This window comes from Microbacterium sp. (genome assembly GCF_031179285.1).
Lineage (GTDB): Bacteria > Actinomycetota > Actinomycetes > Actinomycetales > Microbacteriaceae > Microbacterium.
The window spans coordinates 68540-95249 of record NZ_JAPSHY010000005.1 but is presented as its reverse complement, the minus strand read 5'-3'; the positions used below and the strand labels follow the sequence as shown (position 1 = coordinate 95249).

Genomic DNA, 26710 nt, shown 5'->3' with positions numbered 1-26710 from the left:
GGTTCGCGCCTCGAGCGTGCGCCCGAATCAGCCCCAGCGTTCGCGCAGCCAGGCGATCCCGGCGAGGGCCTCACCGTGCTGGAATTCGCGCAGCGTCGGCATGTTCGGCGGCGCAGGCCTACGCGCTTTCGCAAAGAATCCGCCCGTCAGCGCGGCGAGAACCGAATCGATGCTCGCGTCCGCGACGCCGTCGAAGAGTGGATGCCCGCCCAGATGAGCCTCGGCATCGATCGTTTCGCCCCGAAGCCGCGCGTCGAGGAGGTAGCAGAGCCCATCGACCCAGCGCGCACCGATCCCGGCCCAGGGCCAGTCGATGAGCCATGCCGAACCGGCCGTGTCGATCAGCAGGTTGTCGGCACGGCAGTCGAGATGGAGAAGATATTCGCCTGCCACGGTGCTCGAGACGGACTCCGCACACTGGCGCAGGCGGGTGAACGATGCCTGCACCCACTCGGGGAGGTCGGCGACGGCATCCTCGTCCTGCAGCTCGGCCCAACCGGAGGCGTCCACGCCCAACTCGTCGACGGCCTTCGGCAACCCCGAGCCCGCCGGCACCTTCGGGAGCGTCATGAGCGCATCGAGAACAGCGACGACATCGCTGCCGTCGCGCGCTGCGCCGGGATGCCGACCCTCGACGTCCTCGAGGATGAGTGCGACCCAGTCGGGAGAGGCGAATGATCCGATCAGGGCGGGAGCGCTGACATCGGACGGCATCGTCTGCATGACCTCGAGCTCTCTGAGATGCAGGTCATACGTGCCCGGATGAGCGGTGCGCTGCACGGCCTTGACGAAGGCGCGCTTCCCGGTTGCCGTGCGAACGCGATCCGCGCTGCCCGGCGAGAAGCCGGCGCTCTGGCTCACCGCTTCGACGACATCTCCGCCCAGCCGTTCCGCGACCAACGTCCGGATGTCGTCAGGCAGGTCGGTCCAGGACGTTCGGGATGCTGTGGCCGCGCTCATCGGACAACCGTAGCGGGTCGGCGACAGTCCGATCCTCGGCTCGCGTGAGGGTATTGCCTGCGCGCTGCTCGGGCTCGGAAGCGGGCGCACCCGTGGCAGGTCCGATGAAGCGGCGCAGGACGACGTCGACCAGAGCGCCGACCACGATGGCGAACGCGATGGCGATCACCACCGCCAACAGTGGCTGATCGTGAAGCCACTGGCCCGCGACGATGCCGAAGAGCGCGGAGTAGGTCGCCCACGTCATACCGGCGGCGACCGAGAGCAGTACGAAGCGCCGGGTCGGATAGCCGGTTGCTCCCGCTGTCATGTTGACGGCGATCCTGCCGACCGGGATGTACCGAGCAGCGAAGATGAGCACCGCCCCGCGCTGGTCGAGCCCGCGGCGCGCCCACATCACGGCCGACGCGACGCGCTTCGCCCGCATCCACCGGAAGCGGTCGGTACCGAGCGCGCGACCGAGTTGGTACGCGATGTTGTCGCCGGCGATGGCACCAGCGGCCGCCGCACCGACGAGCAGGAGCAGGTGCGGCTCGCCGGTCGCCACGGAGATGGCCGCCGCGGCCACGACAACGGTCTCACTCGGCACCGGAGGGAAGAACCCGTCGATGACGCAGACAGCGAACACCACGAGGTATACCCACGGTGAGGCCGCGAGATCGGTCACGATGGCGGTCAGAAGTGCGATCAAGTCCATTCCTGTGACGCTACGAGCCGGCCCTTCCCGCGGGCATCGCACCGAAGGCAGGCAGGCACCTTACTTTCGTCAGGTCTGGCGCGGCTCGTGCATTCCTATGATGGATTCATGCTCCAAGCGGACCGCGCGAAGCGGCGGCCGTGGCCGACGCCGCTCGGTGCCGCCCTCCTGATCGCCGCGTCCATCACCGCTCTGCCCGTGGCACGCTGGGGAGATTCGGCACTGGTGCTCATCCTCGCGCCCGCCGGCGTCGGCGCCTATCTCGCCGGGCGGCGCATGCCGGCATTGGCCCCTGCCGTGGCATCCTTCGCGGCGATCTTCGTACTTTCTCTTCCTGCGTCGTTCCTCCTGCCCGGTGGCGCGCCACTCGGAGACTGGCTGGTCAGCGTGGTCATCGCGCTGCTCACCATCGTCTTCCCCTGGTGGGTCGGCCGATACCGGCTGTTGAAGGCGGAGCAGCGCGAATCGGATGCCGCCCTCCTGGCCGGCCGCGCCCAGGCCGAGGAGCGTGCGCGAATCGCCGACGACCTCCACGACACGATCGGGCATGAGCTCGCCCTCATCGCGGTGCAGGCGGGAGCACTGGAGCTGGAACGCGATCTGAATCCGCAGCAGCTGGCGCGCTTTCGGGAGCTGCGCGAAGCTGCGGTACGCGCCAGCGGCCGCCTCCGCGATGTCGTGCAGATGACGAGACCGGACGGTCCCGGACGGCTGGAGCCGCTCGGTGGTGAGGACGCGGAGGCTTTGATCTCGGGGGCGCGCGAGGCGGGCATGACGGTTCAGGCCGAGATCGATGCTTCCGCCCTCGCCGTCGCACACCCGCTGATCGCGGAACTCGCCGTGCGCACGGTCCGCGAGGGGCTCACCAATGCAGTTCGCCACGCGCCGGGAGCTGGCGTCGATGTCGTCGTTTCGAGGAGCGGGACATCCGGGATCACCGTCGTCGTGCGCTCCGCCCGATCGACAGGGAGCATCGCGCGCAGCGGGGGCCACGGCATCCCGAGCCTCCGACGCCGGGCCGAGATCCTCGGTGCGACCATCGAGGCACGTCCGGATGATCACGGGTTCGAGTTGTGGCTCCGCGCTCCCTTGCGGCCGAGGCCCGTCGGCACTGATGCAACCGACCTCGCCGTGCGGACGAACGCGAATTCCGCGCGCCGTCGCGTGCTGCAGGCGTCGATTCTGCCGGTGGCGATCGTCGCGTTCGCCCTCATCGGTTTCATCATCGTCCAGGCGATCACGGTGACGCAGACCGCTATCTCATCGGATGTGTACGTCAGCATCAGCGTGGGTTCCACTCGCGAGGAGCTCGACCCGGTGCTCCCTGACGGTATCCCCGGTCCCACTCCTCTCGTCGTCGAGCCGCCTGCGCCGGAAGGCGCGCGCTGCGAGTACTTCGCGGCGCGCGACGGCTGGCTGCACTTCACCGATGCCACCTACCGCCTGTGTTTCACGGACGGTGTGCTGGTGGAGAAGCTGCATCTGGGGGCGGGATGATCCGGGTGCTCATCGCCGACGACGAGGCCATGATGCGTGCCGGGGTGCGTTCGATCCTCGAATCGGCCCCCGACATCGAGGTCGTATTCGAGGCCGCTGATGGGCGCGAGGCCATCGACGGCGCCCAGCGGCATCGCCCCGACGTTGCTGTGCTCGACATCCGGATGCCCGGGCTTGACGGCCTCGCCGCGGCGACGGAGATCGGCGCCACCGTGCCGACCACCCGGGTCATCATCCTGACGACCTTCGGGGAAGACGACTACGTCGAGCGCGCCCTCGGCGGCGGCGCGCTCGGGTTCCTGCTCAAAGCCGCCGACCCACGGGAACTCGTCGCGGGTGTCCATGCTGTCGCCGCAGGCGGCGCATACCTCTCCCCTGCCATCGCACGCCGGGTGATCGCCCCCTACCGAGATAAGGATCGAGTCCGCGACGCCGAAGCGCGCGAGGCGGTCACGCGTCTGACGGATCGCGAACGCGCGGTGCTGGCCCTGGTGGGCGCGGGGGCATCCAACGCCGAGATCGGCCGCCGCCTGCACCTGGTCGAGGGAACGGTGAAGGGATACGTGAGCGCGGTCCTGGTGAAACTCGGTGTACGCAACCGCGTCGAGGCAGCCGTCCTCGCACATCGTGCGGACCTTGTCGACCGGTTGTGACCGCGGCGGGCTGCCCGCCCGCTCAGACCGCCAGCAGGACAATGCCGACGACCACGATGATCGACGCGGCGATTCGCCACCCTGCGCGCGATTCGCGCAGCACGAATGCCCCGAACAGGCTGACGAGCACCACGCTCACCTCACGCAGCGGGGCGACCAGTGCGACGGGAGCGATCTGGATCGCTGTGAGCACCAAGATGTAGGACAGCGGCGACAGCACGCCGAACATCAGGATGCGGCGCCACTGCGCGCGCCCGAGCGCCCACACCACCCGCCAGCGCCCTCGCACCGCGAACGAGTAGAACGGAACCTGCAGCGCTGTGGTTCCGACCATGAACGCCACCGGTGACAGATCCCAGGCGCGGACGGCGTGCGCGTCCCAGATCGTGTAGACGGCGATCGCCACGCCGGTGAGCACCCCGAACAACAAACCTCGATCGATGCGTGGCCGGTCGGCATCCACCCGCCGCCCCCGGTCGACCAGACCGATGGCGACCACGCCGACGATGATCGCGGCGACCCCGAACAGCGCGACGATCGACGGCCGCTCACCGAGCACAAGCACAGCGATGATCACCGAGAGAAACGGCCCGGTGCCTCGTGCGGTGGCGTAGACGGTCGAAAGGCCGCCCACCTGATAGCCGCGTTGCAGCACAGCCATGTAGCCGACGTGCAGGAAAGCAGACACACCGACCCCGAGCGCGAATGCGCCGAGATCGTCGGTGCCCAACCCGCCGGTGAACGGGATCGCGCCCGCCCAGAGGAGCGTGCTCCCGATCGCTCCCCACCAGAGAAACGGCATGCCGGCCCTGCTGACACCGTGAGCGGCGATGTTCCACGAGGCGTGGGCGATCGCCGCGGCGAGTACCAGGGCGAATGCGAGAGCGGACAAGACGAGACCTTCCATCCGAGGCGCGGCGCGACGAACGGTGTCTTGGCGCTATCGAACCCACCCTATGCCGCGGTGCGGAACCCACGACGCGATGCGAAACCCGCAAAGCTAGCGCTAAACCCGCATCGCGAACGCGAAACGCTCGACACGCGAAACGCCGGCGCGAGCTCCTCACTCGTGCCGGACGTTCGCGCGCGGTCAGATCTCCGCGGCGTTGCGGCGCACCCTGGCGACGAGCATCACCACGAGACCCACGGCCAGCAGAGCGAGCGCCCAGCCGACGCCGGTGACCATACCGCCAGTGGTCGCGAGGCCGCTCAGATCGATCGTCACGGTCGCGGCAGCCGTCACCGTCGCGGTGCCGGCCAGGGCTGTGGCGGTCGCCACGTTGACGACCTCGCCCGCCGCGACGTCGGCGGATGTCAGCACGTAGCCCACCGGGCCGCAGTCCGCCTTCTCCCCCGGCGCGAGCGGTGAGAACCCGCAGTCGACGGCACCGCCCAGCTTCGGGTCATCGATCATGATGCCGGTCAGCGTCACCGCGCCGGTGTTCGTGACGGTGAAGCGGAACTGCACCGAATCACCGGCATCCACCGTGCCGTTGCCGTTCACGTCGGCGTATTCACCCCCGGTCTTGACGAGCGCGACCGCCGGCTGCGTTTCGATGGGCGTCACCACCGTCGCCTCTGCCGTCGGGGCCTCCTCGCCAGTGCCGGTGCCCGTTGCCGTCGCCGTGTTGACGATCTCGCCGGCATCCATCTCGGCCTGCGCGAGCACCGCCGACGGACCAGAGCACAGTGTCGCCTCGCCGGGCGCGAGCACGACGATCTCGCACACGACATCGCCTGCGAGACGGGGGTCGGAGACCGAGACGCCCGAGAGCGTCGTCGTGCCGGTGTTCTCGACCGTGAAGGTGTAGGCGATGGTGTCGCCGGCATCCGTGCGTCCGCTGCCGTTCGCATCGACGATCGCCGCGGCCGACTTCAACAGGCTGAGCGCGTCGGTTCCGGTGACCTCGACGTCGGCTTCGGCGGTGTCCTCCGCAGTACTGCTCGTCGCCTCGCCTGTGACGGTCGCGGTGTTGTGCACGGTGCCTGCGTCGATGTCGACCTGCGTGAACGCGTACTCGACGGGGCCGCAGCCGACCTCGTCCTGCGGGTCGAGTTCCAGATTTCCCAGAGCCGCGCAGTCGATCGCGCCGCCGAGCAGCGGATCGTCGAGCACGATGTCGCGGAGGATCGTCGTGCCGGTGTTGCGGACGGTGAAGGTGTACGAGACCGTATCGCCTTCGCCGAAACGTCCGTCGCCGTCGGCGTCGGCGGGCTGCCCCGCCGTCTTCGTGAGCTCGACCGCGGCGGTGCCGGTGATGACGACATCCGCCGACGCATCATCGGCAACCGGGCCCAGGGGGCTGGAGGCGTCGGCGGTGGCCGTGTTGCGGACGATCTCGCTCTCGACGTCGTCCTGTGTGAGGGTGTAGTCGAACACGACGTCACCGCAGTCGTAGGTCTCACCAGGAGCCAGATCGGCCGCCAGCACGCACAGCGGCTCGTCCGAGAGCAATGGGTCGGAGATCTCCAGGTCACTCAGAGTGGTGGTGCCGGTGTTGCGGGCGGCGAAGGTGTAGGAAAGGCTGTCGCCGGCGCCGATGAGCCCGTCACCGTTCGCGTCGATGGGTGCCCCTGCCGTCTTCACCAGCTCGAGACCCGCACTGCCGGCGAAGGTCGCATCCGCCGATGCGGTGTCGAACACCTCACCGAAGGGCGAGTCCGCCACGACCGAGGCTTCGTTGTGAACGAAGCCGTCGTCGACGTCTTCCTGGGTCAGCTCGTAGGCGACCGGGGCGCAGACGACTTCGTCACCCGGAGCGAGCGAGACGCCGTCGAGCGCGGCGCAGGGCACCGCGCCGCCGAGCATCGCATCGGTGATCTGCGCGTCGGTCAGCGTCGTCGTACCGGTGTTCGTGACGGTGAACGCGTAGGCGATGGTGTCGCCGGCGCCGATGGCGCCATCGTCGTCGGCGTCGATGATGTCTCCGGGCGCCTTGTCGAGGCTGATGCCGTTCACCGCCGGGACGGTCGCATCGGCTTCGGCATCAGCCTCAGCAGGCCCGCGGGCGGACTGAGCGACGACGGATGCCGCGTTGTGCACCGTTCCGGCATCCACATCGGCCTGGGTGAGAACGTATTGCACCGGCGCGCAGGTGACCTCGGTGCCGGGTGCGAGCGGCCCGGTGAATGCGGCGCACGCGACGGCACCGCCCAGAAGCGGATCGGTGATCGCCGCACTGGTGAGGGTGACCGGACCGGTATTGCGCACCGTGAACGTGTACGAGACGGTGTCGCCCGCACCGATCCGGCCGTCACCGGTCGCGTCGACGGGGGTGCCCGCCACCTTCACCAGCTCGACGGCCGGCGTGCCGGCGAGTGGAACAGTCACGGTGGACTCGTTGTTCGCCGGGGTCGGATCGTCGGTGGTGGATGTCACGGTGGCTGTGTTGGAGATGCTCTCCGACGCGGTCGAGGGATCGATCGTGCCGGTGATGCTCACCGTGAACGTCTCGCCGACGCCGAGGGGGGCGCCCGCGCAGTCCAGCCGGCCGTCGGTGATGGCGCAGTCCGTGGTCGTCGTGGCGGCGTCGAGCAATTCCGCGGGCAGTACGTCGGAGATCGCGAAGTCCGCTGCGGCGCCCGGGCCGTTGTTCTCGACGACGAGCGTGTAGGTGACGTCGCCGTCGACCGGCGCCGGGTTCACCGAGATCGTCTTGACGATGGACAGGTCGGCCGACGGGGTCGCCTGTACGGTCGCCGTCGCGGTGAGGTCGCCTTCGTCGGGGTCGGGGGTCTGCGAGGCGGCAGTGGCGGAGTTCACCAGGACGCCGACGGCATCGGCGGTCCCCGTCACGGTGAGCGTCTGCTCGTCACCGGGAAGCAGCGTCCCGACCGTCCACAGCGTCTCGGCCTGCGACCACGTTCCCGCGGACGCGGCAGCGCCCGTGATCGTGAGCCCGACCTCGGGAAGCTCGTCGACGACCACGCCGACCGCAGCCGACGGACCGTCGTTGCGCACGGTGACGACGAAGGAGACATCACCTCCGAGCGGCACGGTCGGCGTCGTCGTGCTCTTGGTGATGCTGACGTCGGCACTCGGAACGAGCGAGACCTCGGCCTGGTCTGAGTCATTCTCCTCGACCGGATCGGGGGTGGCCGAGGCCACCGCGGCGGTGTTCACGACGGTGCCGGTGGCGGTCGCACGCCAGGTGCCGGTGAGCTGAACAGTGCGGGTGCCGCCGGGTTCGATATCACCCAGCTGGCAGGTGAGTGTGCCGGCGTCGATGGTGCAGCCGGCGAGGTCCGCCTCCGGATCGATGAGCTCGGCGGGAAGGACGTCCGTCGCGGTGGCGCCGCGGGCTGTGGAGGGCCCGTTGTTGGTCACGACGATCGTGTAGGCGAACTCGCTCCCCGGCTCACCGGTGGCGGGCGCCGACTTCTCGATCGCGAGGTCAGCCGACTGAACCACCTCGACCTGGGCCGACGAGGAGTTGTTCGCGGTGTTGCGGTCGTCAGCGGGCGAGGCGACCGATGCCGTGTTGGTGACGATTCCCGCGGGCGCATCGGCGGCGACGACCGCGTGGACGACGACGAGCACGGGCCCGCCGACGGACAAGGTCGCCCAAGTGCACTGCACGGACGACCCGTCGCCGGAGTCGCAGGCCACCCCCGCAGGGGCATCAACCGATGTCACGGTGAAGCCGGCAGGCAGGGTGTCTGACAGCACGGCGTTGACGGCGTCCGAGGCGCCCAGGTTGCTCACGGCGAGCGTGAAGTCGATCGCGACGCCCGCCGACACCTGCGATGCGGATGCCGTCTTGACGACTGCCAGATCGGCGATGATGTCGGGCTGGAAGCTCGTGGAGGAGACGTTGTCGGTGGGATCGGAGTCGGTGGTGCTGGTCGTCACGGATGCCGTGTTCTGCACGACGGCGGTCGCACCGGTCGCGATCCGCACGACCACAGTGACCGTGGCCGTCGCCCCGGGCGCCAGGGTCCCGATGGCGCAGGTGAGGACGTCGGGGTCGGGGCCGCACGTGCCCTGATCCGTGTCGACGCTCACGAGAGTCGTCTCGGGGTCGAGCGGATCCGTGACGACGACATCCCTGGCCTCGGACGGACCGTCATTGTGCACGATCAGCTCGTATGTGACGTCCTGGCCGGCGACGGGCGTGCTGGGTGCGAAGGATTTCTCGATCGAGACGTCGGCGCTGGTGGTCAGCGTGCCGATGACGGTGGCGCTGTTGTTCGCGAGGTCGGGGTCGGTCCGCGACCCCGACACCGTTGCGGTGTTCGTGAGCGCGGCGCCGGGATCGCGCGACGGCACCACGGTTCCCGTGATCTCGATGTCCACGCTGTCGCCGACGCCCATGTCCGGCACGGCGCAGCTGATGGTGGCGGCCACCGTGCAGGACGCCCCACCCGAGGTGGCGGTGACGTTCATGAGGCCGGGAGGAACGACGTCCGTCACGACCACGCCGGTCGCGGCCTGCGGACCGTTGTTCGTCGCGGTGACGGTGAAGGTCGCCGGCAGCCCTGCGACCAGCTGGGCGGTGTCCAGCGTCTTGATGACCGCGAGGTCCGCTGCCGGATTCACCGGCGTCTGCGTCTCCTGCGAGATCGAGGTGCGGTTTTGGTTCACCACCGCATCGCGGAATGCGACGCGAGCCTCGTTGAGCACCGTTCCCGCGGCCGCGGAGACATTCACCTTGGCGTCGAAGGTGTAGCTGGTGGCGGTGCCGGGCGCGATGGAACCGCCCGCCGTCGCTGTGCCGCCGTCGCCGAGACGCACCCTGACCGTCCGGTCGGCGGCGGTGAAGTCGCCGCGGTCATCGCCGGTGGCCCCGGTGAGCGTGCCGACACCCGGCCCGCTGACGATCCTGAGGGAACCGGGCACGAACTCGAGGCCGGTCGCGAGCACGTCGCTCGAGATCGACTGGAGGGCGGGGTTGCCGCCGTCGTTGCGTGTGGTCACCGTGTAGCGGAGGGTGTCTCCCACCTCGGCGGTCGTGCCGACTCGGGTGAGGTTCGCCACCGTCTTGGTCGTGATGAGGCACGGACCGGTACCGAAGGTGATGTCATCGAGGAAGTTGCCGACGCCGTTGCTGCCGCCGGCGGAACTCACGGCCTCGAACGCGAACCGTGTGACCGTCTGACCTGCGGGCACCGTATACGTGCCGGTGTGGGTTCCCCAGGCCGTCGTCCCGTCGCTGAGGTTCGGCCCGTTCTGCGCCAGAGCTCCGGTCGCCGGGCCGATGAGCACCCGCATGACGTCGACGCCGGCGCGGCCGCGGTGCTTCAACGACCATGCGAGCGTCTGCCCCGGCGTCGTGGTCACGTCCTGATACAGCCGGCTGGCACTGTTCGCGTTGAGTTCGGCGAACTGCCGGCCCGCCGCCGCTGGGACACCTTGGAAGCCGCTGCTCCACAACTCGATCTGATTCAGGCTGTCGTTCGTGAGCCAGCCAGGGACCTGGCTCTCGGGAAAGAGTCGATAACTCGCGTTCGGCACCGTCGGCGTCTCGAACCCGCCGTTGGTCAGTGCGACAGCGCTCTGACAGCTGGTCGGATTCTGTGCAGCGGATGCCGAGATCGGCATGGCGGTCTCAGTGACGACGGTCAGGCCTGCGGCCAGCAGCAGCGCCGTCAGCGCGCCCGCCATCGCCCGTCGAAGCGGCTGGCGCGTGATCTTCGGGCGCACGACTTCCTTCTCTCGGCAGCTGTCACGAATCTCCCGCGTCCCCCGACGCGCGTCCACCGCCTTGATCAGGATAGAGGACCGGCTCGTTCGTCCACGAGGAGCACGATTACGATCGAAGAACACTCCGCTCAGGAAGGCCCCCATGCCCGCCAACCAGGCTGCACTCGATCACGCCGCCGATCTCGCCGACTTCATCTCCGCGTCGCCCTCCAGCTATCACGCTGCCGAAGAGGTCGCTCGACGCGCGGAGAAGGTCGGCTTCACACGACTGCGCGAGCAGGATGCCTGGCCGACGCAGGCCGGGGGACGCTACGTGGTGGTGCGCGACGGAGCGGCGATCGCGTGGGTGGTTCCGCCGGACGCGGCGGCGAAGACCCCCGTGCACATCTTCGGTGCCCACAACGACTCCCCCGGTTTCAAGCTCAAGCCCCAGCCGACGACCGGCACGAAGGGCTGGCTGCAGGCGGCCGTCGAGGTCTACGGCGGCCCGCTGCTGAATTCCTGGCTCGACCGCGAGCTGAAGCTCGCCGGCCGTCTCGCACTCGCCGACGGACGCGTGGTGCTCGCCGACACCGGGGCGATGCTGCGCCTGCCACAGCTGGCCATCCATCTCGACCGCGGGGTCAACAGCGGACTCGAGCTCGACAAGCAGTTCCAGACGCAGCCCGTCTGGGGTCTCGGAGACCCCACCGAGGCCGACCTGCTCGCAGAACTCGCCGCCTCCGCCGACGTCGATGCGGCCGACATCCGCGGCTACGACGTCGTCATCGCGGACGCGGCGCGCGGAGCGGTCTTCGGCAAAGACAGTGCGTTCTTCGCCTCGGGCCGGCTGGACGATCTCGCCTCGGTGCATGCCGGGGTCGTCGCGCTGACGGCTCTCGAAACCGCCCCCGGTGGCCCGATCGCCGTGCTCGCCGCGTTCGATCACGAGGAGCTCGGTTCGCAGTCGCGATCGGGGGCAGCGGGCCCGTTCCTCGAGGATGTGCTGGAGCGGGTGTACGCGAACCTCGGCGCCGACACCTCGCTGCGCCGTCAGGCATACGCGTCGTCCTGGTGCCTGTCCAGCGATGTCGGCCACTCGGTGCACCCGAACTACGTCGCCAAGCACGACCCGGTGGTGCAGCCCGTGCTCGGATCGGGACCGATCCTCAAGATCAACGCCAACCAGCGCTACGCCACCGATGCGGTCGGCGCCGCCGCCTGGTCCTCGTGGTGCGAGAGCGCCGGGATCGCCGCACAGGAGTTCGTCTCGAACAACACCGTGCCCTGCGGGTCGACGATCGGCCCGATCACCGCCACGCGCCTCGGCATCCGCACGGTCGATGTCGGCATCCCCATCCTGTCGATGCACTCCGCCCGCGAGCTTGCCGGGGTGTCGGATCTGCACGACCTCACCCGCGTCGCGTCGACATTCTTCCGCGACTGACGCGCCGTCCACGCGTCGGCAGTGCCAGGATGATGGCATGAGCGACAAGATCGCAGCAGCGCCGGCCCTGATCGAGCGCGCCGGCATCGAGATCATCCCCGAGACAGACCGCACCGCCAAGCCGCGCGACCTGTTCTGGCCCTGGTTCGCGGCGAACGTATCGGTGTTCGGCATGTCGTACGGGTCGTTCGTGCTTGGCTTCGGCATCTCGTTCTGGCAGGCCACCGTGGTCTCGGTCATCGGCATCGTGGTGTCGTTCCTGCTCTGCGGACTCATCGCGATCGCGGGCAAACGCGGGTCGGCTCCGACCATGGTGCTCTCGCGTGCCGCGTTCGGCGTGCAGGGGCAGAAGGTGCCGGGCGTCGTCTCGTGGCTGACCTCGATCGGGTGGGAGACGTTCCTGGCGATCATGGCGGTGCTGGCGACCGCCACGGTGATCACCCAGCTCGGCGGCGACGGAGACAGCGTCGCACTCAGGATCATCGCGACGGTCATCGTCGCCGCGCTCATCGTGGTGGCGTCCGTGCTCGGCTATCACACGATCATGAAGCTGCAGTCGGTGCTGACATGGGTGACCGGCGTGGTGACGATCCTCTACATCATCCTCGCGGCGCCCGCGATCGATTTCGCGGGCGTGCTCTCGCGGCCCGACGGCGGCATCGGTCAGGTGATCGGCGCCCTCGTGATGGTGATGACCGGGTTCGGCCTCGGCTGGATCAACATCGCCGCCGACTGGTCGCGCTACCAGAAGCGCACCGCCTCCGACGGCGCAATCGTCATGTGGAACACAGTCGGCGGATCCGTCGCACCGGTGATCCTCGTGGTGTTCGGCCTGCTGCTCGCCGGATCCGACGATGAGCTCAGTGCCGCGATCGCGGGCGACCCCATCGGTGCGCTGGCGTCGATCCTGCCGATCTGGGTGCTCGTGCCGTTCCTGCTGACGGCCGTCCTCGCACTCGTTTCGGGGGCAGTGCTCGGCATCTACTCCTCCGGACTCACGCTGCTGAGCCTCGGCATCCGCATTCCCCGCCCGTCGGCCGCCGCCATCGACGGGATCATCCTCACCATCGGCACCGTCGTCGTCGTCTTCTTCGCCACGGATTTCCTCGGTCCGTTCCAGAGCTTCCTGATCACTCTGGGTGTGCCGCTCGCATCGTGGGCCGGCATCCTCATCGCCGACATCCTGCGGCGACGGAAGGACTACGACGAGGCCGCCCTCTTCGACGACAACGGCCGATACGGTGCGTGGGACTGGACGTCGATCGGCACGATGCTCGTCGCCAGCGTCATCGGCTGGGGGTTCGTGATCAACAACTTCGCGGATGCCGCGCCGTGGAACAACTGGCAGGGATACCTTCTCGGGCTCATCGGCGGCAAGGACGGTGAATGGGCGTATGCGAACCTCGGCGTGTTCTTCGCGCTCGTGCTTTCGTTCGCGGTGACGTGGTTCGCGCGCGCGGGCAGGATCCGGCGGCAGGAGCAGTCGTGACCGGCTCGCCCGATTCGCCGAGTGAGGGCGCGTGGCTGGTCGTCATCGACCCGCAGACGATCTTCGCCTCCGCGGACTCAGCGTGGGGGTCACCGTTCTTCGCCGACACGATGCCGCGCATCCGAGCGCTGGCCGAGTCGTTCCAAGACCGCGTCATCGTCACGCGTTGGATGCCGACGGCCGACCGCACCACCTCGTGGGGCGAGTATTTCGACGCGTGGCCCTTCGCTGATCAACCGCCGACTGACGCGCTGTTCGACCTCGTTCCCGGAGCAGCCGAGCTGTCGCCGCTTCCGACCCTAGATCGTCCGACGTTCGGCAAGTGGGGCGCGGAGATCGAGGCGATCGTCGGGCGCGGGGCGCGAATCGTGCTCGCCGGCGTCTCCACCGACTGCTGCGTGATCTCGACGGCGCTGGCCGCGGCGGATGCCGGCGCGCACGTCACCGTCGCCGTCGACGCGTGTGCCGGTTCGACGGCCGAAAATCACGCGGCGGCGGTTCACGTGATGGGGCTCTACCCGCCCCAGATCACTCTCAGCGACACCGCCTCCGTCCTGAGCGCCCGCTGACGCGGGTAGCCGAGTGCCGACGGCGCAGCCGAATCACTGCCACACTGTCTGCTGGAGGGGTCCATGAGCACAGACGCACACGCCGAGCAGTCCGACCACGAGAAGAAGGCCAGACGGCCGTGGCATCGTACGAAGGTGGCGCTGTTGAGCGTCATCGCCGTGATCGCAGTCGTCGCGATCGTCGGCTCTGTCACGCCGTGGCCCTCAGCGATGCTGATCCGGTCGGTGTTCTCCAAGGGCGGCGACGACACCGCCGCCGAGATGGACAAGCACGTCCCCGACACGAAGCTCACCGAGCAGCGCGACGTCGCCTACGCCGACGACGGAGCGGACACCACGATGGACGTCTTCCGGCCGGCATCCGCTGAGGGCGCGCTGCCGACCGTCGTCTGGATCCACGGCGGCGCGTGGATCTCGGGCTCGAAGGAGAACGTCGACCCGTACATGCGCATCCTTGCGGCGGAGGGGTACACCACGATCGCGGTGAACTACACGATCGGGCCCGAGGGCGTCTATCCGCTCGCCGTGCATCAGCTCAACGACGCCCTCGCCTACATCGACGCCAACGCCGCAGACCTCGGCGTCGACCCGACGCAGATCGTCCTGGCCGGGGACTCAGCCGGCGGGCAGCTCGCCAGCCAGATGGCGACGCTCGTCACCAACCCGGACTACGCCGAGATCCTCGACATCACACCCGCGATCGACGCGGACCAGCTGAGCGCGACGGTGCTCAACTGCGGCGTGTACGACCTCGCCGCCCTCGCAGAACTCGACGGCGTGATCGGATGGGGCTTCAAGTCGGCGATGTGGGCGTACTCCGGCACACGCACCTGGGCCGAGGATTCCACGGGGGCGACGATGTCGACGATCGACTGGGTGACCGCGGACTTCCCGGCGACGTACATCTCGGGCGGCAACGGCGACGGACTCACCTGGCTGCAGTCGATCCCGATGGCCAAGCGCCTGGACGAGCTCGGAGTCGAGGTCACCCCGTTGTTCTGGCCCGCACCCCACGAGCCGGCCCTGCCGCACGAGTATCAGTTCCACCTCGACATGCCCGATGCGCAGACGGCGCTGCAGAAGACGATCGATTTCCTCGAGGCGCACACGGACTGAGACATTTCACGTCTGTGACGCTCGGCATGCGAGTGATATGTTTGCAGGATGACCGAGCAGAATGAGCGTCCGATCGAATCGGGCATCGTCACCGACCTCGCCGGGCGGATGACGTACGGGTCGTACCTCCACCTCGACAGCCTGCTCACGGCTCAGCATCCGGTGAGCGTCCCCGAGCACCATGATGAGCTGCTGTTCATCATCCAGCACCAGACGACCGAACTCTGGCTCAAGCTCATGCTGCACGAGCTCTCGTCGGCCCGCGACCTGCTCGCCAGCGACGACCTGCGCGAAGCGCTGAAGCGGGTGGCGCGCGTCAAGCGCATCCAGGACGTCATGACGCAGCAGTGGTCGGTGCTCGCCACCCTCACACCGACCGAATACGCGCAGTTCCGCGGCGCGCTCGGCAACTCGTCCGGATTCCAGTCGGTGCAGTACCGGGCAGTGGAGTTCGCCCTCGGCAACAAGAACGAGCGGATGCTGAAGGTCTTCGCCGATCACCCCGAGAACCTCGCGCTGCTGACCGCGCAGTGGCACAAGCCCACGGTGTACGACGAGTTCCTCCGGTATGCCGCGCGGCGGGGGCTTCCGGTCCCGCCCGCAATCCTCGAGCGCGATGTGCGCGATCCGTACCGTGAGACGCCCGAGCTCGTCCCCGCCATCCGTGAGATCTACCAGGACCCGCAGCGGTACTGGGATCTCTACGAAGCCTGCGAGGACCTGGTGGACCTCGAGGACAACTTCCAGTTCTGGCGATTCCGTCACCTCAAGACCGTCACCCGGACCATCGGCATGAAGGTGGGCACCGGCGGCTCCAGCGGCGCCGGTTTCCTACAGAAAGCCCTGGAGCTGACGTTCTTCCCCGAGTTGTACACCGTGCGCACTGAGATCGGCGGCTGATGAAGGCCGTCACGTTCTTCGATGGAACGGCGTGGCACGAGGGAACGGTCGACATCGTGGACGGCGCGATCGTGCTGCGCGGTGATGCTCCGCGCAGCGGCGCCCCGAGGCTCGACGGCGTCATCACGGGCGGATTCACCGACCACCACGTGCACCTGCAGCTCGTGGACTCCTCGCTCCTCGCGAGCTCAGCCCTCGGCCGGGTCGTCGATCTGGGAGGGAACCCGGCGGTCATCGCCGATCTCGCGGTCGACAATTCAGGAAGAACTCGTCGCGGACCGCGCCGAGGGGGCTCCGCGGGCGATTTCGACGGCGACGTTCCTGAATTGTCGACGCCCGCGCGGGGGCACCGCATCCGCGTCGAGTATGCCGGGGCCTTCCTGACCGCTCCCGGGGGCTACCCGTCGGACCGCAGCTGGGCGCCGGCGGCGTCGTGGCGCGAGATCGCCGATCCCGGCGAAGCGGCGGCGGCCGTCGCCGAGATGGCGGATGCCGGGGCCTCCTGCATCAAGGTCGCGAGCAACAGCACGGCTGGGCCGGTGTTCGGCGACGAGCTCTTCCGGGTCATCGCCGGACTCGCAGCCGCCCGGGGGCTGCCGGTCGTCGCGCACGCGGAAGGCCGGGGTGAGGCGCAGCGCGTCGCGCGACTCGGCGCCCGGATGCTCGCGCACGCCCCGTTCACCGAGCGACTCACCGATGACGAGATCGAGGCTCAGGCGGCATCCCTGTCGTGGATCTCGACCCTCGCCATCCACGCCGCGGAGGAGCTCGGCATCGCGACCGACAACGTGCGGCGCTTCCACGCGGCCGGAGGCATCGTCCGCTACGGCACCGACATGGGGAACGGCCCGACGCCGGTCGACGTGAATCCCGTCGAGGTCACGGCCCTTCGGGATGCGGGGATCGACGGTGACGCTCTGCTGCGCGCCCTCTCGCCCGTCGATCCGCGCGAACCGGGCTCTCAGCTGTTGCGCTTCCCGCCGGGTTCCGGTGCGGATCCGCTTCGCGGACGCCCGCTCACCATCGCCGATCTGGAGAACTGACATGACAGACCGCTCCGGCGCCGCCGGCGTCGCAAGCACCGGCGCAGACCGCGCTCTCATCGACACCGCCCGCGCTCTCGATGCCGCCGATCCGCTACACCCTCACCTCAAGGCATTCGTCGACGCGCCGGGCGTCGTCGCCTACCTCGACGGCAATTCGCTCGGGCGACCGCTCCGAGACCTTCCGGAGAAGATCGCGGCCTTCGTGCGCGAGGACTGGGGCACCCGGCTCATCCGCTCCTGGGACGAGCAGTGGATGGCGCTTCCCACGCAGCTCGGCGACCGGATCGGGCGGATCGCGCTCGGCGCAGCCCCCGGGCAGACCGTCGTCGCCGACTCCACCAGCGTGCTCATCTACAAGCTGATGCGTGCGGCGGCCGCCGCCGACCCCGCACGCAGCGAGCTCGTGATCGAGGCGGGCAACTTCCCCACCGATCGGTTCATGGCCGAAGGTGTGGCGGCCGAGACCGGGATGACGCTGCGCTGGCTCGAACCCGATCCGGTGCACGGCGTCCGTGTCGCCGACGTCGCAGCGGTCGTGTCGGATCGCACCGCGCTGGTCTCACTCAGCCACGTCGACTTCCGCTCCGGTGCCCTCGCCGACATGCCCTCGATCACGGCCGCCGCGCACGATGCCGGAGCCCTGATGATGTGGGATCTGTGCCATTCCGTCGGCGTCGTGCCGATGCAGCTCGATGCCTGGGGCGTGGATCTGGCGGTCGGATGCACCTACAAGTACCTGGGCGGCGGTCCCGGATCCCCGGCGTTCGCATACCTGCGCCACGGGCTGCAGGGAGTGCTCCGTCAGCCGATCCAGGGCTGGTGGAGCGCCGCCGACATCTTCGCGATGGGTCCGGAGTACGTACCCGCCCCCGACATCCGCCAGCTGCTGAGCGGCACCCCGCCGGTGACGTCGATGCTCGCCATGCAGGGCATGCTCGATCTCATCGAGGAGGCGACGATCGAGCAGGTCCGCGCGAAATCGCAGTCGCTCACCGACCTCGCCGTGCGGGCGTACGACGAGGTGCTCGCCTTTCTCGATGTGCGGCTGCTGAGTCCACGCGACCCGGCTCTGCGCGGCGGCCACGTCACCATCGGTCACCCCGACTTCCGCGCGGTGACCGCACGGCTGTGGTCGCGGGGGGTCATCCCCGACTTCCGGTTCCCCGACGGCATCCGGCTGGGGCTCTCGCCCCTCAGCACTTCGCACGTCGAGACCGTCACCGGGGTGCTGGCCGTGCGAGACGCACTGCAGGGGTGAGCGGGATGCCGGATGCCCTGACCACATTCGAGCTCGCGATCGTCGACGACATCGACGCGAGACCCGGCAGCACCCCGTCGCTCCTGCGTACCTTCATCGGCCTGTACCTGCGGCGCCTCGGCGGCTGGATCTCGACGGCCGATCTCGTGCGTCTGGCCGGCGTCCTCGGCATCCCGCCCGCACCGGCGCGGACAGGCGTCGCCCGGCTCAAGCAGAAGGGTCTGCTGCTCGCCGAGCGTGAGGGTGCCATCGGTTACCGGCTGAACCCCGCGGCGATTCCCATGCTCGAGCGAGGCGACCGTCGCATCTTCGAGATCCGGCAGATGGCGGCCGATGACGCGTGGTGCCTGCTGTCGTTCTCGATCCCGGAGTCACGTCGGGACCTGCGGCACCAGCTGCGCCGCCGACTGCAGTGGATCGGCTGCGGCAACGTCTCGCCGGCGCTGTGGATCGCCCCGGGGTACCTCGAGGACGAGGTCGAACTGATCCTGACCGAAGTCGGCGCGCGAGAGTGGGCGACGGTGTTCCGGACGCAGACGCCTCAGGTCGCGGGGCCCCTTGCCGCCGCGATCGCTCAGTGGTGGGATCTCGACGCCCTGCGAGCGGAGCACGACCGCTTCCAGGCGTCACTCGCGGCACTGCCCGCCGCCGAGGCGGCACCCTTCGCGGCGTACGTGCGCTTCATCGACGAGTGGCGGGTTCTCCCCTACCGCGACCCGGGCCTTCCGCCCTCCCTCCTTCCTGCCGACTGGCCGGGGCAGCGCACGTTCGCAGCGCACGCCCGGCTGTCGGCGCAGCTGGCACGACCGGCCTGGGAGTTCGTGCGCACCGCGGTGCACGGCTGAGCCCCAGGGTGCGGGTCACCCTCCGGCCCGCGGCGGCGCGGTCGTCGCTCGCACCACGAGTCTCGTCGGCAGCGTCACGTGGACCTGGTCGATCTCCTGTCCCGACAGCAGCGTGAACACCATGTCGGCCGCGACGGCACCCAGACGCTGCATCGGCTGCTGGATCGTCGTCAGCGGCAGGGCTCGCCGCGAGGCCTCTGGCACGTCGTCGAAGCCGATCACGGAGAGGTCGTCCGGCACTCGCAGGCCCAGTTCCTGTGCGACCTCGATGACGGCGATCGCCGAGAGGTCGTTGGCGGCGAAGACCGCGGTGGGCCGGCGGTCGCCCGCGAGCAGCAGGCGCGCCGACTCGCGCGTCGTCTCCAGCTCGTAGCGCCCGACACCGATGAGCGACGGGTCCACAGGGATGCCGGCGTCGCCGAGCGCACGGCGGTAGCCGGCGTCACGCAGGCCCGCCGATCGCAGATCCGGACGCCCCGCAAGGAACCCGATTCGGCGATGTCCGATGTCGATGAGATGCCGCGTCGCGGTGAGTGCGCCGCCGAAGCTGTCGGACTCCACGGTCGGAAGATCCGCGCGGCCGGTGTGCGGATCGACGGCGACCACGGGGATCTCCGCCGCGGCGCTGACGACCGTGGGGGTCACCATGATCGCGGCATCGATCAGCGTGCCGGACAATCTGCTCAAGGAGCGGCGTTCCCAGCCCTCGCCCGCCGCCTGACGAGAGCTGTACGCCAGCAGGTCGAAGGCGGTGCCGTGCGCTGCGGATCCGACGCCTTTGAGGATCTCGGCGCTGAACGGTTCGAAATCCGCCAGGAGCACACCGATGACGCCGGTTCGCCTCGCTCGCATGCTGCTGGCGACCAGGCTGGATTCGTATCCGAGCTCGCGCACCACGTCGAGGACGCGGCGGACCGTGGCATCGGCGATGCCGTAGCGGCCGTTGACGGCTTTCGAAACCGTCGACACCGACACTCCCGCCGCCTGCGCGACATCGTGGATGGTCGTTCGTCCGCTCATGGGTGTTCAGCGTAGCTCGGTCGGAATGCAGGGCGGAAACTGTTTTCGAAAACGTTTGACGATCGCTGAGCGCCGAGTGAGACTGCTTGCCACGCGGTCAGCCGACAGGCGGCTGCAGCGCCCGCAATGCCGCGGTGCGCAACTCGACGAGGAGAACGATCAGATGAACAGCAGAAGGCTCCCCCTCGCGTCCACAGCCGCCGCGGTCATGGTCGGGGCTCTCGCCCTGGCCGGCTGCTCGCAGGGTGCAGGCACGGATGACGGCACCACCTCCATGACGCTCTGGCACAACTCCACCACCGGACCCGGCACGGAGTTCTGGGAGCAGACGGTCGCCGACTTCGAAGCGGACAACCCCGACGTCACCATCGAGATCCAGTCCATTCAGAACGAGGACCTCGACGGCAAGCTGCAGACCGCACTCAACTCCGGCGATGCGCCCGACATCTTCCTGCAGCGCGGCGGCGGCAAGATGGCGGCGATGGTGAAGGCCGGCCAGCTCAAGGACCTCACCGACGTCATCTCAGGTGCCGCGGCGGACGAGATCCCGGATGCCGCATACTCGGCCAACAGTCTCGACGACAAGATCTACGCGATGCCGGTCGCCGTGCTTCCGGGCGGCCTGTTCTACAGCCAGGACCTGTTCACCCAGGCGGGGATCACCGAGACGCCGACCACGATCGAGGAGCTCGAGCAGGCGACGGCCGCACTGAAGACGGCCGGCGTCGCGCCGATCGCGCTCGGCGCGAAGGACGCGTGGCCGGCGGCCCACTGGTACTACTGGTTCGCACTGCGCGAGTGCAGCTCCGACACCCTCGCCAAGGCCGCCGATGAGATGGCCTTCGACGACGAGTGCTGGGTGCGCGCCGGTGAGGATCTGCAGGAATTCGCCGCGAGCGAGCCGTTCAACCCCGGCTTCCTGACCACGTCCGCCCAGCAGGGCGCGGGCAGCTCCGCCGGCCTCATCGCCAACCACCAGGCCGGAATGGAGCTGATGGGCGCGTGGAACCCCGGCGTGATCGGGTCGCTCACGCCGGACGAGAAGCCGCTCGCGGATCTCGGCTGGTTCCCGTTCCCGGAGGTCGAGGGCGGCGAGGGCGAGCCCGGGTCGATGATGGGCGGCGTCGACGGCTACTCCTGCTCGGTCGACGCGCCGGACGCCTGCGTCGACTTCCTCAACTTCCTCGGCACCGCAGATGTGCAGACCGCCTACTACAAGGCGTTCAACGCGCCTCCGGTGAACACGGTCGCGCAGGGGGCCGTCACCGAGCCGTACCTGCAGGCGATCCTCGAGGCGTACAACGCCGCACCGTACGCCTCGCAGTGGCTCGACACGGTCTACGGCCAGAACGTCGGCAACGCCCTGAACGTCGCGGTCGTCGACATGCTGGCAGGTCAGGGAACGCCCGACGACATCGTCGCAGCCGTGCAGGACGCCGCGGCGAAGGCCTGAGCGGAGCATGACCACTCCCGTGATGCTCTCCGCACCGCCGAGCGACGTCACCACGGGCACCCCGGTGGGGGAAGACCCTCAGAGGTCCTCCCCCACCCGGCGCCGGTGGGGCGTCCGGCTCGAGATCGTCCTGCTGGCCGGGCCCGCGCTGCTCGTCTTCGTCGGATTCGTCATCTTCCCGGTGCTGATGGCGGCGTACTACGGCTTCTTCAGCTGGCAGGGGTACGGTCCTCCGACCGAGTTCGTCGGCCTGAAGAACTACATCACGATTCTTCAGGACCCGCTCTTCCATGAGGCACTCACCCACAACGGCGTCATCCTCGTGCTGTCGCTCGTGCTGCAGGGGCCTGCGGCGATCCTGCTTGCGCTGCTGCTGAACCGCCGCATGCGCGGGCAGTCACTGATCCGGGTGCTGATCTTCATCCCCTATGTGATCTCCGAGGTCGTGGTGGGCACGGGCTGGAGCCTGATGCTTCAGACCGCCGGTGCGTTCAACGATCTCCTCGAGAGCACAGGCCTGGGGTTCCTGCGCAACGACTGGCTGTCGAACCCTGACGTCGCGATCTGGACTTTGATGGCGATCATCACCTGGAAGTACGTCGGGTTCGCCGTCATCCTGTTCCTCGCCGGACTCCAGGGCATCCCCGAAGAGCTCCATGAGGCCGCCGCCATCGACGGCGCCTCCTACTGGCAGATCCAGTGGCGGATCACCCTGCCGCTGCTCGGACCGACGCTGCGGATCTGGGCCTTCCTGTCGATCATCGGCTCGCTCCAGCTGTTCGACCTCGTCTACATCATCTGGGGGCAGTACATCGCCTCGACGGCCGGCACGTCGACGATGGCCACATACATGGTGTCGGAGGGGCGCAACGCAGGCAACTTCGGCTACGGCAATGCGGTGGCGGTCGTGCTGTTCGTCATCTCGCTCGTGGTGGCGCTGATCTACCAGCGCGCCGTGCTGAGGCGAGACACCGACGGCGCCCTCACCGGACCGCTATCCCGCCGCAACGTGTCGAGGAGGACACGATGACCACGACATCGCTGCTGGTGACGCAGCGTGCGACCCCTTCGGGCCGCGCGGCGCGGGCGCGCCTGCCGTGGGCGCACCCGACGGTGTACGTCGTCGCGCTGATCACGGTCGGGCTCATGCTCGCCCCCATCGCGTACATCGTCATCGGCGGGTTCCGCACGAATGCGCAGATCACCGCGGACCCCGCGGGCATGCCGCAGCCGTGGATCGTCGCGAACTATCTCGACGTGCTGTTCGGCGGTGTGTTCTGGCAGCAGGTGCTCAACTCGACGCTGGTCGCCCTCGCCACCACCGGCGGTGCAATCGCGCTCGGCCTGATGGCGGCATACGTCATCGCGCGATACCGGTTCGCCGGCCGGGGAGTCCTTTACGCGCTGTTCGCGGCCGGCCTCATGTTCCCCCTCACCGTGGCGATCACACCGCTCTACATCGTCGTGCGCGACCTCGGGCTGATGAACTCCCTGCTCGGGGTCATCCTGCCGCAGATCGCTTTCACCCTCCCGACCACGATCATCATCCTCGTGCCCTTCCTGCGCGCGATCCCCGACGAGATCCAGGAGGCCGCCTTCATCGACGGATGCAGCCGGCTGGGGTTCTTCTGGCGCATGGTGCTCCCACTGTCGCTGCCCGGCGTCATCACCACCGGCATCCTGGCCTTCATCGGCAGCTGGAACGGATACCTGCTGCCCCTGTTCATCCTCAACGACGCGGCGTCCTTCACCCTGCCGCTGGGCGTGCAGTCGTTCGCGTCGCAGTACTCGGTCGACACCGCGAAGGTCCTCGCCTTCACCTCGCTGTCGATGATTCCGGCGCTGGTGTTCTTCAGCCTCTTCGAGCGGCGCATCGTCGGCGGGCTGACCGGAGCGGTGAAGGGCTGACCCCCACCAGGGCGACGCCAAAACCTGCGCAGACCTCACGACACCACCAGCAGAAAGAGACGAACGTGCTGCAGAAGACCCCCCGCCCCCTCTCCCCCCGCGTCGAGGCGCTCCTCGAACGGATGACCCTCGAGGAGAAGCAGGCGCAGCTCATGGGCTTCTGGGTGGACCAGGGCGATGAGGTCGTCGCCCCGATGTCGGGCGGGAAGAAGAGCTCCACCCGGTACGAGGAGGCCGTGGCTGACGGCATCGGCCACCTCACACGGGTCTACGGCACCCGGCCCGTCGACCCGCTGGAGCGGGCGAGGTGGCTGTGGGCGGAGCAGCGGCGCCTGCAGCAGGAGACGCGTCTCGGCATCCCCGCGCTCGTGCACGAGGAATGCCTGACGGGACTCGCCGCCTGGCAGGCGGCAACCTTCCCGACGCCGCTGGCCTGGGGGGCCTCCTTCGATGCCGACCTCGTCGAGGAGATGGGGCGTGCGATCGGATCGTCGATGCGGGCGCTGGGCATCCATCAGGGACTCGCGCCGGTGCTCGACGTGATCCGCGACCCGCGGTGGGGGCGCGTCGACGAGTGCATCGCCGAGGATCCCCTGGTGGTCGGCGTGATCGGCACCGCCTACGTCCGCGGCCTGCAGTCCGAGGGCGTGCACGCCACGCTCAAGCATTTCGTCGGATACTCCGCCTCGCAGGCCGGCCGTAATCACGCCCCGGTGCATCTGGGTCGCCGCGAGATCGAAGACGTGCTCCTGCCGCCGTTCGAGATGGCCATCCGAGAGGGCGGCGCCCGCAGCGTGATGAACTCCTACACCGACATCGACGGGGTGCCCGTGGCCGCCGACCCGTACTACCTCGACGAGGTGCTGCGAGGGCGCTGGGGCTTCGAGGGCGTGGTGGTCTCCGACTACTTCGCCGTCGACTTCCTGCGGACGATGCACCGCATCGCCGCGGACCGCGGCGAAGCTGCCGCGCTCGCGATCTCGGCGGGAATCGATGTGGAACTCCCGTCGCCCGATGCGTACACGACGCTCGCCGGGCAGGTGAGAGCCGGTGCTCTGGACGCCCGGGTCCTCGACAGGGCCGTGGCGCGAGTGCTGTCTCAGAAGGAGAAGCTCGGGCTGCTGGACGCGGACTTCAGCCGCGAACCGACCGCCGTCGACCTCGACCCGCCGGCGCATCGGGCGATCGCGCGCCGTCTCGCCGAGGAGTCCGTGGTGCTCCTCAGCAACGACGGCATCCTGCCGCTCGATCCCTCGGCACGACAGCGCATCGCGGTGATCGGGCCCAACGCCGACAGCGCCGAGGCCCTCATGGGCTGCTATTCGTTCGTCAACCACGTGCTCGTGCATCATCCGGGAACCGAGCCAGGAATCGCGCTCCCGACCGTGCTGCAGTCGATCCGCGAGGAGTTCCCGCACGCGGACATCGTGCATTCGCCGGGGTGCGCGGTGGAGTCGGCCGACCGGAGTGCGCTGCCTGCCGCGGTCGCGGAGGCCGAGGCGGCCGACGTCGCCGTCGTGGTCGTTGGCGACCGCGCCGGACTGTTCGGCCGCGGCACGGTCGGCGAGGGCAACGATGTCGAATCGCTCGACCTGCCCGGCATCCAGCGTGACCTCGTCGAAGCCGTCATCGCGACGGGAACGCCGGTGGTGCTCGTGGTGATGACGGGCCGGCCCTACGTGCTCGACTGGGCGCTGCCGGCACTGCGCGGCGATGGCGCGGGCGGCGGCGCGGTCACCGGTCTCGGCGCGGTGAACTCGAGGGCGCACGCCGCTGCGGACCGGGCGGCAGGTGCAGTGCCCGCGGCCGCAGCGCTTCAGACCTTCTTCCCCGGCGAGGAGGGGGGGCCTGCGGTCGCCGCACTGCTGAGCGGCCGGGCCACTCCGTCCGGCCGATTGCCGGTGTCGCTCCCCCGCTCCGCGGGCGCTCAGCCCTTCTCCTACCTCCGTCCCGTCCTCGGCGGACGGACCGATGTGACCAGCGCCGACCCGACGCCCGTCAGGCCCTTCGGTTACGGTCTGAGCTACACCACGTTCTCGCACGAGGAGCTGACGGCGGCCGACGTCGTCGGCGTCGGCGCGGATCTCCGGGTGACCGTCCGCGTGCGCAACACCGGTTCGAGGACGGGTACCGATGTCGTCCAGCTCTATGCGCACGACGAGGTCGCGAGCGTGACCCGACCGCTCGCACAGCTGATCGGATTCCAACGGGTCACACTGGATGCCGGAACGTCGCAGGTTGTGCGGTTCGAGGTGCCGGCCGCTCGGCTCTCCTTCACCGGCGTCGACGGCGTGCGCCGCGTGGAGCCCGGCAGGATCCGCCTCTGGGTCGGCGGATCCTGCGACCATGAGGAGACGACCGCCATGGCCGAGATCGTCGACGGCGCTGCGCTCAACCGGTGACGGCCTCGATGAAACCGGTCACGTGTTCCTGCAGCCGCAGGATGCGCAGTTCTCGCGCCGTCTCCCGGTCGAATCCCTCGTAGGCGAGCGGAGGGAGCCGCCGGACGTTCGCGGAGCATCCGAAGTTCTCGCACACCAGCGTCCCGACGCTGTCGCCCTTGCGCCCCGCAGCTCCGGCCTTGCGCGCCGTGAACAGCTGCACGTCGTTGCGCAAAGTGACGTCTTCGCACCACGAGCACTGAGCGCGTGCGAGAACGCGCTGCTCTGCCCGCTGCAGGAGGATGCCGTGCACACCCTCGCCGGCCGCAGCGATCACGTACGCGCGGCGGGGGAACTTCGGATCCGCCCACCCCAGGTAGTCGAGACGCTCGAAGTCGAGATCGGCGAAACCGGCCGGCAGGTTCAGGTCGGAGATCTCCTTGCGGGAGGCATTGCGGAAACTGGCGCGGATGGCGCGCTCGTCGATGGGACGCATGAGGATGTGGGTGCTTTCGTGCGGGGCCGCGCGGTCGCGGCCGGTGGGATCAGGAGAGGCGGCATCAGAGCGGATGCCGGGTACACCGCATCGCCGGGGACGGGGATTCCGCCTCCGGCCGGTGATCAGCCTCTGCCACCGGCGCTGTTCGCGCCCGTGGCTCCCATCCGCGCCCTCCGGGCGCCCATCGAGATCAGCACGCCGAGAGCTTACACCCGCTGGGCACGACGCAGGCGCGACCTGAGCCCCGGCCGGATTGGCATGTTCACCTGGAGATGTCAATCCCTTGGCCTTCCCCTGGACTCGATGCGACGGTGGGATCTCCACCGAATCCGCTGACGGAAGGACGAGGA

General features: G+C 69.0%; 20 protein-coding genes. 14 read left to right on the top strand and 6 right to left on the bottom strand.

Translation table 11 applies throughout. The features are described 5' to 3' along the window. Positions 1-27: 27 nt before the first annotated feature. The gene (locus RIN18_RS04925; RefSeq protein WP_309102834.1) at positions 28-960 is read right to left on the bottom strand and encodes a phosphotransferase; all 933 of its coding nucleotides are present in this window, start codon (positions 958-960) and stop codon (positions 28-30) included. Continuing rightward, positions 914-1657: a VTT domain-containing protein gene (locus tag RIN18_RS04920; protein ID WP_309102833.1), complete on the bottom strand. Its 744-nt coding sequence runs from the start codon at positions 1655-1657 to the stop codon at positions 914-916. The genes RIN18_RS04925 and RIN18_RS04920 overlap by 47 nt, the downstream gene beginning before the upstream one ends. A gap of 108 nt (positions 1658-1765) precedes the next feature. On the opposite strand from RIN18_RS04920, the gene RIN18_RS04915 reads away from it, so the two are divergent. Both RIN18_RS04915 and RIN18_RS04910 read left to right on the top strand, forming a co-directional pair. Then, positions 1766-3154 carry a histidine kinase gene (locus RIN18_RS04915; RefSeq protein WP_309102832.1) on the top strand — a complete coding sequence of 463 codons (1389 nt, stop codon included), beginning with the start codon at positions 1766-1768 and terminating at the stop codon, positions 3152-3154. Continuing rightward, positions 3151-3807, top strand: a complete 657-nt coding sequence (locus RIN18_RS04910) for a response regulator transcription factor (RefSeq protein WP_309102831.1) — start codon at positions 3151-3153, stop codon at positions 3805-3807. Before RIN18_RS04915 ends, RIN18_RS04910 begins: the two co-directional genes overlap by 4 nt. A gap of 22 nt (positions 3808-3829) precedes the next feature. Here RIN18_RS04910 and RIN18_RS04905 read toward each other — a convergent pair whose 3' ends face one another. Beyond that, on the bottom strand, positions 3830-4699 hold the full coding sequence (locus RIN18_RS04905) for an EamA family transporter (protein WP_309102830.1): 870 nt from the start codon (positions 4697-4699) through the stop codon (positions 3830-3832). A 198-nt stretch (positions 4700-4897) separates the two neighbouring features. Next, on the bottom strand, positions 4898-10450 hold the full coding sequence (locus RIN18_RS04900) for a hypothetical protein (RefSeq protein WP_309102829.1): 5553 nt from the start codon (positions 10448-10450) through the stop codon (positions 4898-4900). A 142-nt stretch (positions 10451-10592) separates the two neighbouring features. On the opposite strand from RIN18_RS04900, the gene RIN18_RS04895 reads away from it, so the two are divergent. From RIN18_RS04895 to RIN18_RS04860, 8 genes are all read left to right on the top strand, one after another. Beyond that, positions 10593-11876, top strand: coding sequence for a M18 family aminopeptidase (locus RIN18_RS04895; protein ID WP_309102828.1), 1284 nt, complete (start codon positions 10593-10595; stop codon positions 11874-11876). Positions 11877-11913: 37 nt separating this feature from the next. Continuing rightward, positions 11914-13365 carry a cytosine permease gene (locus tag RIN18_RS04890; RefSeq protein ID WP_309102827.1) on the top strand — a complete coding sequence of 484 codons (1452 nt, stop codon included), beginning with the start codon at positions 11914-11916 and terminating at the stop codon, positions 13363-13365. Further along, a complete protein-coding gene (locus tag RIN18_RS04885; RefSeq protein WP_309102826.1) occupies positions 13362-13934 on the top strand; it encodes an isochorismatase family protein in 573 nt (190 codons plus the stop codon). Before RIN18_RS04890 ends, RIN18_RS04885 begins: the two co-directional genes overlap by 4 nt. A 63-nt stretch (positions 13935-13997) precedes the next feature. Next, positions 13998-15050 (top strand): alpha/beta hydrolase, encoded by a 1053-nt coding sequence (locus tag RIN18_RS04880; protein ID WP_309102825.1) that lies wholly within the window; start codon positions 13998-14000, stop codon positions 15048-15050. Between the two features lie 48 nt (positions 15051-15098). Next, positions 15099-15950 carry a tryptophan 2,3-dioxygenase family protein gene (locus RIN18_RS04875; RefSeq protein WP_309102824.1) on the top strand — a complete coding sequence of 284 codons (852 nt, stop codon included), beginning with the start codon at positions 15099-15101 and terminating at the stop codon, positions 15948-15950. Next, the gene (locus RIN18_RS04870; protein ID WP_309102823.1) at positions 15950-16993 is read left to right on the top strand and encodes a hydrolase; all 1044 of its coding nucleotides are present in this window, start codon (positions 15950-15952) and stop codon (positions 16991-16993) included. The genes RIN18_RS04875 and RIN18_RS04870 overlap by 1 nt, the downstream gene beginning before the upstream one ends. 1 nt (position 16994) lies before the next feature. Next, positions 16995-18254, top strand: coding sequence for an aminotransferase class V-fold PLP-dependent enzyme (locus tag RIN18_RS04865; protein WP_309102822.1), 1260 nt, complete (start codon positions 16995-16997; stop codon positions 18252-18254). Positions 18255-18259: 5 nt separating this feature from the next. After that, positions 18260-19099, top strand: coding sequence for a PaaX family transcriptional regulator C-terminal domain-containing protein (locus tag RIN18_RS04860; protein ID WP_309102821.1), 840 nt, complete (start codon positions 18260-18262; stop codon positions 19097-19099). A 15-nt stretch (positions 19100-19114) separates the two neighbouring features. Here the strand turns inward: RIN18_RS04860 and RIN18_RS04855 are convergent, their stop codons facing one another. Next, the gene (locus RIN18_RS04855) at positions 19115-20119 is read right to left on the bottom strand and encodes a LacI family DNA-binding transcriptional regulator (RefSeq protein WP_309102820.1); all 1005 of its coding nucleotides are present in this window, start codon (positions 20117-20119) and stop codon (positions 19115-19117) included. Between the two features lie 163 nt (positions 20120-20282). Between RIN18_RS04855 and RIN18_RS04850 the strand changes: the two genes are divergently transcribed. The 4 genes from RIN18_RS04850 (at position 20283) to RIN18_RS04835 (ending at position 25882) form a co-directional block, all read left to right on the top strand. Next, the gene (locus RIN18_RS04850; protein ID WP_309102819.1) at positions 20283-21572 is read left to right on the top strand and encodes an extracellular solute-binding protein; all 1290 of its coding nucleotides are present in this window, start codon (positions 20283-20285) and stop codon (positions 21570-21572) included. 22 nt (positions 21573-21594) lie between these two features. After that, positions 21595-22602 (top strand): carbohydrate ABC transporter permease, encoded by a 1008-nt coding sequence (locus RIN18_RS04845; protein ID WP_375163496.1) that lies wholly within the window; start codon positions 21595-21597, stop codon positions 22600-22602. Then, positions 22599-23480 (top strand): carbohydrate ABC transporter permease, encoded by an 882-nt coding sequence (locus RIN18_RS04840; protein ID WP_309102817.1) that lies wholly within the window; start codon positions 22599-22601, stop codon positions 23478-23480. Before RIN18_RS04845 ends, RIN18_RS04840 begins: the two co-directional genes overlap by 4 nt. Before the next feature lie 122 nt (positions 23481-23602). Next, entirely contained in the window at positions 23603-25882 is a 2280-nt protein-coding gene (locus RIN18_RS04835) for a glycoside hydrolase family 3 N-terminal domain-containing protein (RefSeq protein ID WP_309102913.1), read from the top strand. Here RIN18_RS04835 and RIN18_RS04830 read toward each other — a convergent pair. Beyond that, entirely contained in the window at positions 25872-26357 is a 486-nt protein-coding gene (locus RIN18_RS04830; protein WP_309102816.1) for an FBP domain-containing protein, read from the bottom strand. The genes RIN18_RS04835 and RIN18_RS04830 overlap by 11 nt on opposite strands. Between the last annotated feature and the right edge of the window lie 353 nt (positions 26358-26710).